We start from the raw sequence: 10992 nt of genomic DNA on the forward strand, positions 1-10992 counted from the left end.
CGCCCGCACCCCGGGCGGCCGCCGTTCTCCGTGCAGGAGTCCGACGGGCTCCTGACCGCGGGCCCGGGGTCAGTCCCGGCCCGCGGGCCCGCCCGGCCGGCACGCCGCCCCAGCAGGCCCGGGGAGCCCGTCCCGACAGGCCCTGGGAGGCCGGCCGAGCCGGCCCTGGAAGGCCGCCCCCGCAGGCCCTAGAAGGCCGCCCGCACCTCTCCGACCGCGGCGCCGCCGCCGAGCAGCGGAGCCGCGCCGATCCGCTCGACGGTCTCCTCCGCGCCGGTCACCCCGAGCCGGCGCAGGGCGGCCGCCAGGACCGGTCCGCGGGCGCGCTCGCCGCCGTCGTCGATCTTGAAGGCCAGCGCCCGGCCGTCCGGCAGGGCCACCACCTGGACGGCCTCGGCACCCATCTTGGACAGCGCGCCGGGGACCGCCCGCATCAGCCAGGTGTCGGCCCGGCGGGTGCCGGCCACGTACTCGGGGTGGGCGCGCATCGCGTCGGCCACCCGGCGCGGCGCGGTCCCCGTGGCGGCCAGCACCAGGCCGCGGTAGCTGCGGGCCAGGCCGGTCAGGGTGACGGCCAGCAGCGGGGCGCCGCAGCCGTCGACACCGGCGTGCGCGGGGGTCTCGCCGGTGCCCTCCTCCAGGGCCTCGCGGGCCAGCCGCTGGATCGGGTGGGCCGGGTCGAGGTAGCTCGCGGTGTCCCAGCCGTTGGCCACGCAGGCGGCGAGCCAGCCGGCGTGCTTGCCGGAGCAGTCCATCAGGATCGGGGCGCGGTGGCCGCCGGCGCCGAGCAGCAGCTCCGCCTCGGTCTCGTCCAGCGGCAGGTCGGCCGGGGTGCGCAGGGCCGACTCGTCGAGCCCGGCGGAGGCGAGGATGGTCCGCACGCCGTCGAGGTGAAACGATTCTGCGGAGTGGCTGGAAGCCGCCAGCGCCAGCAGCTCGCCCTCGATCGCCAGCCCGGCCCGCAGCGTGGCGACCGCCTGGAACGGCTTGGCCGTCGACCGCGGGAAGACCGGCGCGTCCGGGTCGCCCAGCGCGAACTCGACCGAGCCGTCGGCGGCGAGCAGCACCAGGGACCCGTGGTGGTGGCCCTCGACGAAGCCGGATCGTATGACCTCGGCGAGGACGGGCGCGGTGGCGAGCTGGGGCATGGGGGGTGGGCCTTCCGGGGCGAGGGTGAGCCGGGAGCGAGCCGGGCCCCACCCGCCCGCAGCGACTCACCCGGTCAGAGCGGCCCCCCTGCGAGCAGGTCGTCGACCCGTGCTTCCCCATCACGGTACCTGCGGGTGATCTCGGCATTGCAACCGTCGGCCGTGCGCAGCAGCCGCTGACGCCGGCCGGACACCTCCCGCTCGTGCGCGCGAAGCCGCTCCAGGGCGGCCAGCAGCTCCTCGGCCGGGTGGGCCGCCAGGTCGGCCAGCTGGACGTCGCCCATCAGCGCGTCCGCCTCCAGCCGGGACTCCCGGGTGCGCGGCGGGCCGAGGGTGACGTGCCGGGCCGAGCGCCGCACGGTGGAGGGCGCGTCGGTCAGGATGGCCGGCAGCCGGTCCAGCAGGTCGCCGGGGACCGGGTCGGGGCCGGCGGCGCCGACCGCCCGGACGGGGCCCGCGCCGGGACGCCGGTCGAGCTCGGCGCGCAGGATGTCCATCCGCCCGTGCAGCAGCCGCCGCAGGTACGACAGGTCGGCCTCCTGCTCCATGGTCTCCCGGCGCAGCACCCGCAGCTGGTCCAGGCCCAGCCGCCCCAGGTCCGGCTCGCCCTCCGCACCCGCCACCGGGCCGCACGGGGCCCCGGGGGCCCGTACCACCTGCCCGGCCCGGTCCCGCGCCGCGCTGCTCGCGTCCATCACCCAACCCACCTGCCGTCGTCCGATCCCGCCCGCTCGCGGCACCCCGTCCCTGCCGCCGGTCCGGCCCGTCCCCCGACGGGCTCGGCGTTCCGTGCGTGGCACGCCCGGGAGCCCCCGGAGGTTCCGCTCCCCGGCCGCGACCACCCGTCGGGGCGACGCCGCCAGAACACCTGACCCACCGGCTCGACCGCCCGGCCGAACCCGGGGCCCGACGCGGCGGACCTGATGGCGCCCCGGACCCTTCGTACGGCCACCAGCGTGCCACCCCGCCCGGCGCGCGCGCACCGCCCGTGCACCCGAACGGCCCCCTGGCGAACGGGGGTGGCTGGTATGACCGGACCTTTCCCCAGGAAGCGCGGCGCCTGCCCCGGCGCAGGCGCTCGCGTCATGGCGTGCGGCATCCTCCTACGCGCCCCTCGTGTGCGCCCTGAGAGACCTCTGTGACGCACGTGGGGGACACGGCGCGACGGGCGGGGCCGCACGGGCGACGCGACGCGGGAGCGGGGGCGTACGGGCGACGCGACGCGGGAGGCGGGGACGGGGGCCGGGCGGGGCGGCCCCGGCGGCGCGCGCGGGGGCACGCGGCCGTGTGCGGAGCGCGGTGCCAGGGGCCGGGAGCCCCGGCCCCCTCCCGCCCGGGGCCGTCGGCGCCCTCCGGCACAATGACGGCATGCGAGCAGTGGTGCAGCGAGTGAGCGAGGCCCGGGTGACCGTGGCCGGTGAGACCGTCGGCGCGATCGAGGGGCCCGGGCTCTGCGTCCTGGTCGGCGTCACCCACGAGGACACCCCCGACAAGGCCGCCCAACTGGCCCGCAAGCTCTGGACGCTGCGGCTGCTGCCGGCGAACGACGATGGCGTCGAGCAGAGCTGCTCGGACCTCGGCGCCCCGCTCCTGGTGATCAGCCAGTTCACCCTCTACGGAGACGCCCGCAAGGGCCGCCGTCCCACCTGGAACGCCGCCGCCCCCGGCCCGGTCGCCGAACCGCTGGTGGACGAGGTGGTCGCCCGGCTGCGGGCGCTGGGCGCCAAGGTGGAGACGGGCCGGTTCGGCGCCGACATGCAGGTGGCGCTGGTGAACGACGGCCCGTTCACCGTCCTCGTCGAGGTCTGAGCGTCCCGGCCGGGCACGGATCCGGGCGCGGGCCCGACCGGAACCGGCCCGGCGCCCGGCGCGGCCTACTGCGGGACGATCACGTCCTGGGTGCCCGGCACCGTCCCGGCCAGCAGCACCGCGTCCACCGGGACGTTCCGCTTGACGATCGCCAGCGCGATCGGCCCCAGCTCGTGGTGCCGGGCCGAGGAGGTCACGAAGCCGAGCGCCCGGCCGTCCGGGTCGGTGGCCAGCCGCACCTCGGTGCCGTGCGGGGGCAGCGACTCCTCGGTGCCGTCCAGGTGCAGGAAGACCAGTCGGCGCGGCGGGCGGCCCAGGTTGTGCACCCGGGCGACGGTCTCCTGGCCGCGGTAGCAGCCCTTCTGCAGGTGCACGGCGGTGCGCAGCCAGTCCACCTCGTGCGGGATGGTCCGGTGGTCGGTCTCGAAGCCGAGCCGGGGCCGGTGGCCCTCGATCCGCAGCGCCTCGTAGGCCCAGATCCCGGCGGCCGGGCCGTATCCGGAGGTGAGCTTCTCCAGGTCGGCGCGCGGCACGAACAGGTCGCGCCCGTAAGGGAGTTCGCGGACGGCGGCGACGCCCTCGGCGGAGGTGGCGGAGCCGGCCGGCAGGTGGACCACGGCGTATTCGGCGGTCGCGTCGGCGACCTCCACCCGGTAGAAGAACTTCATGCTCTCCAGGTAGGCGACCAGCGCGCCCTGGGTGCCCGGCTCGACGTGCGCCCAGGTGGTGGTGCCGTCGTCCACCAGGTAGAGGGCGTGCTCGACGTGCCCGTTCGGGGAGAGCACCAGTGCCTCGGCCGCCTGCTGCGGCGCCAGTTCGCTGACGTGCTGGGTGAGCAGCAGGTGCAGCCAGGAGAGGCGGTCCGCGCCGGTGACGGTGACGACCCCGCGGTGCGAGAGGTCGACGAAGCCGGTGCCCCGCGCGAGGTTGCGTTGCTCGCGGAAGATGTCGCCGTAGTGGGCGGCGACGCCCTCGTCGGCCCCCTCGGCGGGGACGGCTCCGGGCAGGGCAAGCAGCGGGCTCTTCACACCGGTCATACCGGCCAGCTTACGGCCGGTCCCCGGCGAGCTTGGCGGTGCAGTCGGCACAGCGGCCGAAGATGGCGAAGTGCTTGAGGTCGGTGTCGAAGCCGTGCTGCGCGCGCAGGCTGTCGATCAGCGGCTGGGCGATCTCGGTGTCGGTCTCGGTGACCTTCTCGCAGTCCCGGCAGACCAGGTGCAGGTGGTGGTGGCGGCCGGCCAGGTGGTAGGTCGGGGCGCCGTGGCCGAGGTGGGCGTGCGAGACCAGGCCCAGTTCCTCCAGCAGCTCCAGGGTCCGGTAGACGGTGGAGATGTTGATGCCGCTGGCGGTCCGCCGGACGTGACAGAGGATGTCGTCCGGGGTGGCGTGGTCGAGGGCGTCGACGGCCTCCAGCACGAGCTGCCGCTGCGGGGTGAGGCGGTAGCCGCGCTCGCGCAGGTCGGTCTTCCAGTCGCCGGAGAGCTGCCAGTCGGTGGTGCCGGTGTCCGCCACGGTGCTGTCCCTGCCAAGGTCGGGGGTCCTGATGCAAGTGTAGGGACCGGCCGCGGGCCGGTCCCTACCTCGTGCACGACTGGGCCGTCACACGGGTCGTGCCTACTTGAAGAAGGCGATGCCGTCGTCCGGCAGGTCGTTGATGTCCTTGATCAGCTGAGCCGGGCTGAGCACCTTCTTCAGCTGCGCGGACATGTACGGGCGCAGCGGCACGTTCGGCGCGGCCTTCTCGCCGACCCAGAGCAGCTCGCCGTTGACGAAGCCGTACAGACGCTTGCCGCCCGAGTACTCCGGCGAGCCCTCGATCCGGGCCACGGCGTCGGTGGAGACGTCGACCTGGGGCTTGCCGTCGGCCAGCTCGCCGTACCAGATCTCGACGGTGCCGTCGTCACGGACGGAGGAGATCTCGATCCCCCGGGCGCCGCTGGTGCCGTCGTGGTTGCTCGTGATGCGCCAGAACGCGTGCTCGTTCTCCAGCGGGCGGACCTTCTCGCCCTCGTTGTCCAGCACCCAGGTGCGGGAGCGGAACTCCAGGAAGGGGCGGCCGTCGTGCCGGATCACGATCTCCTGGCCGAAGTTGCACTTCTCCGCGCCGGGGCCCCCTTCACCCGGCAGAGGGGCGTAGACGCCCGCGCCCTCCCAGGTGCCGAGGAGGAAGGCGAGCGGGACGACGTCCTTGTGGAGGTCGGAAGGGATCTCGATCATGTTCCTGGTCGCTGTCGTCGTCGGTGTGGGGCTGCCTCAACCGTACGGCAGGCTCAGCGCTGGCCCTGGTACAGCTTCATCACCGAGAAGATGGCGAACCAGGTGATCAGCACGGCCATGAGGGCCAGCAGACCGTCGAAGAACATTTCCAGACCGGACACGGGGGGCTCCCAGGCGGCGACAGTGTGGTGGATTTTGCTGCGCTCACTCTATCCGTCGGGCCACGGCCGGTCGCGGTGAGCCCCACCACGTCGCGGTTCCGCGCCGGTGCTACCACGCCGCTCAAGCTTTGCCCGCGGGTTCCGGGGATGACGGACGGCGGGGGTGGCGGGCGCTCTAAGGTGTCGCCATGTCGAAGAAACTGGTCATCAAGGTCACCGCAGGGGCGGACGCGCCGGAGCGGTGCTCGCAGGCGTTCACGGTAGCGGCGGTGGCCGTCGCCAGTGGGATCGAGGTCTCGCTCTGGCTGACCGGCGAGTCCTCCTGGTTCGCGCTGCCGGGCCGGGCTGCGGAGTTCGAACTGCCGCACGCGGCACCGCTGCCGGACCTGTTGGAGTCGATCCGGGCGGCCGGCTCGGTGACGCTGTGCACCCAGTGCGCGGCCCGGCGCGGGATCGAGCAGAAGGACACCGTCGAGGGTGTCCGGATCGCCGGCGCGCAGGTCTTCGTCAGCGAGATCATGGCGGACGGCGTCCAGGCCCTCGTGTACTGACGGGCGCCGCCGGGCGCTGATGTGCGCTGATGTGTGCCGACGGCTACGGACGCTGCTCGTGGTCGGGGTGGTCCCGGTCGTGGCCGGGATCCTCCCACTTCGGGTCGTCCCAGCGCGGGTCGTTCCACCAGTCGTCGTCCGGGTCCCGCTTGTTGGCGAACACCGCGGCGGCCGGCGGGATCACCATCGCGACCACGCACATGCCGATCGCCGCGCCGACCGAGAAGAACCGCACCACGCCCCAGGCCATGACGAACAGGCCCAGGCACACGCCCATCATGGCGAAGTAGTAGCGACGCCGCCGCCTTGCCTGCACTCCTCCACGGTACGGCCGAGGGCCCCTGCACGGCAGGGGCCCTCGGAGTGTCGTCCGCACTCGGGTGGACGCGCGCCGGTCCGCGCGCGGCAGTCCGCACGCGCCGGTATACGCGCTCCGGTCGGGAGGCGGTCAGACCGCGATCGCGACCTCGACGGCGGCGCCCTGGGAGGCCACCACCTGACGGTCCACGGTCTGGCCCGGCACCAGCGCCCGCAGGGTCCACTTGCCCGGGCGGGCGAAGAACCGGAACTGGCCGGTCGCCGAGGTGGGCACCTCGGCCGTGAACTCTCCGCCCTCGTCCAGCAGCCGGACGTAGCCGTTGACCGGCTCACCGTCGCGGGTCACCGAACCCTGGATGATCGTCTCGTTCGCCACGTCAACTCCTGCCAGGTCCGGGCCGCCGGCCTTCGCACCGCACATGTCTGTTTTCCCTTCTGACTTACGGGTCGAGCCGGAGGCTCAGTTGCTGCCGAGCTCGATCGGCACGCCGACCAGGCTGCCGTACTCGGTCCACGAGCCGTCGTAGTTCTTGACGTTCTCCTGGCCGAGCAGCTCGTGCAGCACGAACCAGGTGAGCGCGGAGCGCTCGCCGATGCGGCAGTAGGCGATGGTGTCCGTCGCCAGGTCGACGCCCTCGGCCTCGTACAGCGCCTTGAGCTCGTCGTCGCTCTTGAAGGTGCCGTCGTCGTTGGCGTTCTTGGCCCACGGGATGTTGCGGGCGCTCGGCACGTGGCCGGGGCGCTGCGACTGCTCCTGCGGGAGGTGGGCCGGGGCGAGCAGCTTGCCGGAGAACTCGTCGGGCGAGCGGACGTCGACCAGGTTCAGGGTGCCGATGGCGGCGATCACGTCGTCGCGGAACGCGCGGATCGACGAGTCGGCGGGCTGCGCCGCGTACTCGGTGGCCGGGCGGGCCGGCACCTCGGAGACCAGGTCGCGGGAGTCCAGCTCCCACTTCTTGCGGCCGCCGTCCAGCAGGCGGACGTCGCCGTGGCCGTACAGCTTGAAGTACCAGTAGGCGTACGAGGCGAACCAGTTGTTGTTGCCGCCGTACAGGACGACGGTGTCGTCGTTGGCGATGCCCTTGGCACTGAGCAGCGCCTCGAAGCCGGCCTGGTCGATGAAGTCGCGGCGGACCGGGTCCTGGAGGTCCTGCTTCCAGTCGATCCGGACGGCGTTGCGGATGTGGTTCTTCTCGTAGGCGGAGGTGTCCTCGTCGACCTCGACGATGACGACCTTCGGGTCGTCCAGGTGGGCCTGGACCCAGTCGGCGTCGACCAGGACGTCGCTGCGGCTCATGGTGGGTTCTCCATCCGAGGGCGGTTTGCGGAAGGTGCTGCTCAGGGGGGTGCTGCAGGAGTGCCCGGCGGGTACGGTCCGAATCCCTGTCCGAATACTGGGACAGCGCGGGTGGACCGGTGCGGCGGGGCAGGAGACTGCGGAGTACATCGGCGCCGGCCCGCGACTGCGGCCGGGAACGGTCACCGGGGAGATCGGCGGCGGGCTTCAACTGCCCTGCCGGGATGCCGAGTCAGCGCATTCGACACAGACAGGCGGCCACGCGGCACAGGTCTACCGCCCGCCGCTTCGTGAGGTCCGTCTGTCGCTTCATGCCGACGATGCTAGGGACACCGACGGCCCGCTGTCACCAGCGTATCGAATATTGAGATCAAAACATCCACATTGCAAGATTTGGCCTTCGCTCGACCCGTCGGGCCCGGCCCGGCCGCCCCTCAGCGGCACGCAACGGGCGGAAACACCACCGCTCCGCGGTCCACGCTGGACAGCGCGTCTCGCGGAGCGGAACGTTTCGGCGGTATGAAGATCACGGATTCGGAGACCCGACGGACCTTGGAGTCCCGGCCCCCGGCCCTCCCGGACCCTCCCGGACCCTCGGCGGGACGACGGGCAGCAGGACGGCGGCGGGATCAGCCCAGGAGCTTGACGCCCTTGCCGTCGAAGGTCAGCTGGAGACCCTCCGGCAGCGGCGCCACGCCGTCCTTGTCGCCGTCCTTGGCGGCCAGCTTCAACCCGGCCGGCAGCGTGTCCAGCGTGAAGCTCATCGGCTCGATCTGCTGGTTGGCCATCCCGGCGACCATCCCCGCCAGGGAAGTCAGCCGGAAGCCGTCCACCGTCACGGTGTTCCCGTCGTTGTGCACGGTGCCCTCGCCGATCGCGATCGGCCCCAGCGAGGCCTTGACCTTGCCCGGGCCGCCGTACGACAGGCTCAGCCGGGTGGTGCTGCCCACCGGCAGCTTGGCGCCGTGCAGCAGCTGGGAAGCCGGCGGCAGCAGCTGCGCGAGGTCCGGGTACGAGATCACGCCGCTGCCGGTGCCGTTGTCCACCGTGGCGCTGTTCATACTGTCGCTCACCTTGACGCCGGCGAGCTTCGCCTTGAACGAGTGCAGCGCCACCTGGTGGCTGCCGTCGCCGACGGTGAGGCCGTCGGCGGATATCCGGACGTCGTCCAGCTTCATCGACAGCACCTGGGTGAGGAACGGGAAGCCCTCGATCGAGACGTCCGGCCGCTGGCTCATCCGGCCGCTCTGCACGATCCGGTCGGCGGCCTCGTCCTCGGCCACGCCGACCGCGATCCGGTCGGCGCCCACCAGGAGGCCGGAGAGCACCACCAGACCGATCGTGGCCTTCAGCCATCCGCGCATCGTGTCCCCCGTCGTCGCCGGTCGCTGTGGTCGTTCGCAGGTCGTTCGCAGGTCGTTCGTCGCCGTCGTTCACCGGCCCGTGGCGACCGCCGGACGCGGCCGCTCCGCACGACCGTACGACGTCCCGCCCCGGAGCATGGTTCCGGGACGGGACGTCGGTGGGAAGGGCGCTCCCCTGCGCCGGGAGGATCAGGCCAACAGATCGGTGGCGATCCAGATCAGCGGCGCGGCCACCGCCAGCGGCAGCGCCACGCCCGCCGTCATGTGCACGAACCGGGACGGGAAGTCGTACGCGGCGACCCGGCGGCCGACCAGCGCCCCCAGCCCGGCGAGCACGCCCAGCGCCACCGGAGCACCCACCAGCAGGCCCAGCGCCACGGCCGCGGCCAGGCCCAGGACCGGGCCCAGCTGCTTCGGGCCGGGCAACGGCGCCGCGGCCAGCAGCGTGGCCAGCGCGACCGCACCCACCCCGGCCGGCACCCAGTCGGCCAGCAGCAGCGAGGTGCACAGTGCCGTCACCACGGTGGCCGAACCCAGCACCGTCAGGGCGTAGAACCGCTCCTTCGGGTCCGACGGACGGAACGTCTGCAGCACCAGGACCAGCAGGAAGAACCCGCCCAGCGTGCCCACCACGGCCGCCACGCCGCCGTCGGAGTCCGCCAGCAGCACCGCCACGTCCGCGGTGAGCCCGGCCAGCGCGGCGAGCAGGATGCCCTGGCGCGCCGGCCACATGCCGTTCAGCCGGAACCAGCCGGCCGCCGTCAGCAGCTGCAGCAGCGCGACCACCAGGGCCAGCGCCACCTGCCCGAGCGCCGCACCGCCGGCCAGCAGCGCGGCCGCACCGGCCGTGATCAGGGCCGGCTGCAGGCCCGGGTCGATGATCGGCGAACCGGTCCGGCCGCGCGGACCGGCCGACGGCACGGGCTGCGCCGGGACGGCCGCGAACGGCGGCACGGCCGGGGCACCCACCGCCCCGCCCGGTCCGGGCCCGCCGGGGGCGGGCGGGCGCTTGAGCGTCATGGTCGGCGGATCGAAGGCCTCCGCCGTCTGCTGCGCGGCAACGGGCTGCGGCTCGGCAGGCGGCGTCTGGTCCGGCGCCGGGGCCGCGTGCCGGGCCCGGGACCGGGCCAGCGCCTGCTGCTGCTGCGGGTGCTGCGGCTGCGGTGCCTGCGGGTGTTGCGGCTGCGGGGCCTGCGGGTGTTGCGGCCGCGGGTGTTGCTGTGCCTGCGGATGCTGCGGCGCCTGCTGCTGCCAAGGCTGAGCCGGAGGCTGCTGCTGGTGCTGGTGCTGGTGCTGGGCCGGAGCCTGCCTCGGATGCCGGGGCGGCGCGGCGGGCATCGCACCGGAGACCACCACCGGCGGCAGCAGCGTGGTGGCCGCGGCGTCGTCCATCGGGGGCACCGGCGGCAGCAGCGTGGTCGCGGCCGCGTCGTCGAACGCCGGCACCGCCGGCAGCACCGCCGTCGCCTCCGCGTCCGCCGGATAGCCGTACGGCGGCGGTTGCTGCGGCGGGTACTGCGCGTGCTGCTGCTGCGGCGGGTGCTGCGGGTACCCCTGCGGGGCCTGGGACTGCTGCGGGGCCTGGGGCCGGGCGTGCTGCGGCTGGGCCTGCTGCGGGTCGGGCTGGGCCTGTCGGGGCCACTCGCCGTAGCCGCCGCGGTTCGGGTCGTTCATGTCCGTCACGCCGCTCAGCCTCCCGCGAACGGCGGGAGGATCTCGACCGTCCCGCCCTCGGTCAGGGCGACGGTCGTGTGGTCCCGGCCGCCCACCTGGGCGCCGTCGACCAGGTACGAGCTGTGCCCGAGCAGCCGGACGAGCTTCGGCTTGTCGGCGTGCCGCTCCTTGGCCGCCGCGAGCGCCTCCGCCAGGGTCGCCGCCTCGTACGGCTCCTCGGCCAGGCCGGCCTCGGACTTCGCCGCCGCCCAGTAGCGGATCGTGCCGCGCACCCGGGCGCCGCTCGCGGGCTCGGTGGTCGCGCCCATCGGGCCACCCCTTCTCGTCGTCCTCGCCCGGTCCCGGTGGCCCGGGGCGGGCGGCCGCCCGGTCGGGCGCCCGGCCCCCCGCACGAAGGGCCCGCGCTCGCGCCCCGCGTTGGGGGCCCGGATTGGGGGGAGCCCGCCCAGTCCC

General features: G+C 74.1%; 14 protein-coding genes. 2 read left to right on the forward strand and 12 right to left on the reverse strand.

What is annotated here, in order from left to right:
• Positions 1–188 precede the first annotated feature (188 nt).
• Both ACFV0O_RS38665 and ACFV0O_RS38670 read right to left on the reverse strand, forming a co-directional pair.
• A complete protein-coding gene (locus ACFV0O_RS38665) occupies positions 189–1148 on the reverse strand; it encodes an asparaginase (protein WP_380349051.1) in 960 nt (319 codons plus the stop codon).
• A 74-nt stretch (positions 1149–1222) separates the two neighbouring features.
• Positions 1223–1843 (reverse strand): ABC transporter substrate-binding protein, encoded by a 621-nt coding sequence (locus tag ACFV0O_RS38670; protein WP_380349053.1) that lies wholly within the window; start codon positions 1841–1843, stop codon positions 1223–1225.
• Positions 1844–2516: 673 nt separating this feature from the next.
• Between ACFV0O_RS38670 and dtd the strand changes: the two genes are divergently transcribed.
• Entirely contained in the window at positions 2517–2957 is a 441-nt protein-coding gene (dtd, locus tag ACFV0O_RS38675; RefSeq protein WP_380349055.1) for a D-aminoacyl-tRNA deacylase, read from the forward strand.
• Positions 2958–3022: 65 nt separating this feature from the next.
• On the opposite strand, the gene ACFV0O_RS38680 is transcribed toward dtd, so the two are convergent.
• From ACFV0O_RS38680 to ACFV0O_RS38690, 3 genes are all read right to left on the reverse strand, one after another.
• Positions 3023–3985 (reverse strand): YgfZ/GcvT domain-containing protein, encoded by a 963-nt coding sequence (locus ACFV0O_RS38680; protein WP_380349062.1) that lies wholly within the window; start codon positions 3983–3985, stop codon positions 3023–3025.
• Between the two features lie 19 nt (positions 3986–4004).
• Positions 4005–4469 carry a Fur family transcriptional regulator gene (locus tag ACFV0O_RS38685; RefSeq protein WP_360264050.1) on the reverse strand — a complete coding sequence of 155 codons (465 nt, stop codon included), beginning with the start codon at positions 4467–4469 and terminating at the stop codon, positions 4005–4007.
• A 102-nt stretch (positions 4470–4571) separates the two neighbouring features.
• A complete protein-coding gene (locus ACFV0O_RS38690) occupies positions 4572–5174 on the reverse strand; it encodes an FABP family protein (protein ID WP_350632162.1) in 603 nt (200 codons plus the stop codon).
• 349 nt (positions 5175–5523) lie between these two features.
• Here ACFV0O_RS38690 and ACFV0O_RS38695 point away from each other — a divergent pair, with 349 nt between their 5' ends.
• On the forward strand, positions 5524–5886 hold the full coding sequence (locus tag ACFV0O_RS38695) for a DsrE family protein (RefSeq protein ID WP_360264044.1): 363 nt from the start codon (positions 5524–5526) through the stop codon (positions 5884–5886).
• Between the two features lie 43 nt (positions 5887–5929).
• Here the strand turns inward: ACFV0O_RS38695 and ACFV0O_RS38700 are convergent, their stop codons facing one another.
• The 7 genes from ACFV0O_RS38700 to ACFV0O_RS38730 all read right to left on the reverse strand — a co-directional run bounded on the left by ACFV0O_RS38700 (position 5930) and on the right by ACFV0O_RS38730 (position 10847).
• A complete protein-coding gene (locus ACFV0O_RS38700; RefSeq protein ID WP_360264041.1) occupies positions 5930–6202 on the reverse strand; it encodes a DUF3099 domain-containing protein in 273 nt (90 codons plus the stop codon).
• Between the two features lie 132 nt (positions 6203–6334).
• Positions 6335–6625, reverse strand: coding sequence for a DUF1416 domain-containing protein (locus ACFV0O_RS38705; protein ID WP_030244525.1), 291 nt, complete (start codon positions 6623–6625; stop codon positions 6335–6337).
• Positions 6626–6664: 39 nt separating this feature from the next.
• Positions 6665–7501 carry a sulfurtransferase gene (locus ACFV0O_RS38710; RefSeq protein WP_360264038.1) on the reverse strand — a complete coding sequence of 279 codons (837 nt, stop codon included), beginning with the start codon at positions 7499–7501 and terminating at the stop codon, positions 6665–6667.
• A gap of 232 nt (positions 7502–7733) precedes the next feature.
• Positions 7734–7814, reverse strand: a complete 81-nt coding sequence (locus tag ACFV0O_RS38715; protein ID WP_350517234.1) for an Ms5788A family Cys-rich leader peptide — start codon at positions 7812–7814, stop codon at positions 7734–7736.
• Positions 7815–8130: 316 nt separating this feature from the next.
• Positions 8131–8865, reverse strand: a complete 735-nt coding sequence (locus ACFV0O_RS38720; protein WP_360264035.1) for a DUF2993 domain-containing protein — start codon at positions 8863–8865, stop codon at positions 8131–8133.
• Positions 8866–9054: 189 nt separating this feature from the next.
• Positions 9055–10548 carry a hypothetical protein gene (locus ACFV0O_RS38725; protein WP_380349059.1) on the reverse strand — a complete coding sequence of 498 codons (1494 nt, stop codon included), beginning with the start codon at positions 10546–10548 and terminating at the stop codon, positions 9055–9057.
• A gap of 5 nt (positions 10549–10553) precedes the next feature.
• On the reverse strand, positions 10554–10847 hold the full coding sequence (locus tag ACFV0O_RS38730; RefSeq protein ID WP_360264029.1) for a MoaD/ThiS family protein: 294 nt from the start codon (positions 10845–10847) through the stop codon (positions 10554–10556).
• Positions 10848–10992: the final 145 nt, after the last annotated feature.

It is taken from the genome of Kitasatospora sp. NPDC059577, assembly GCF_042735475.1.
GTDB lineage: Bacteria > Actinomycetota > Actinomycetes > Streptomycetales > Streptomycetaceae > Kitasatospora.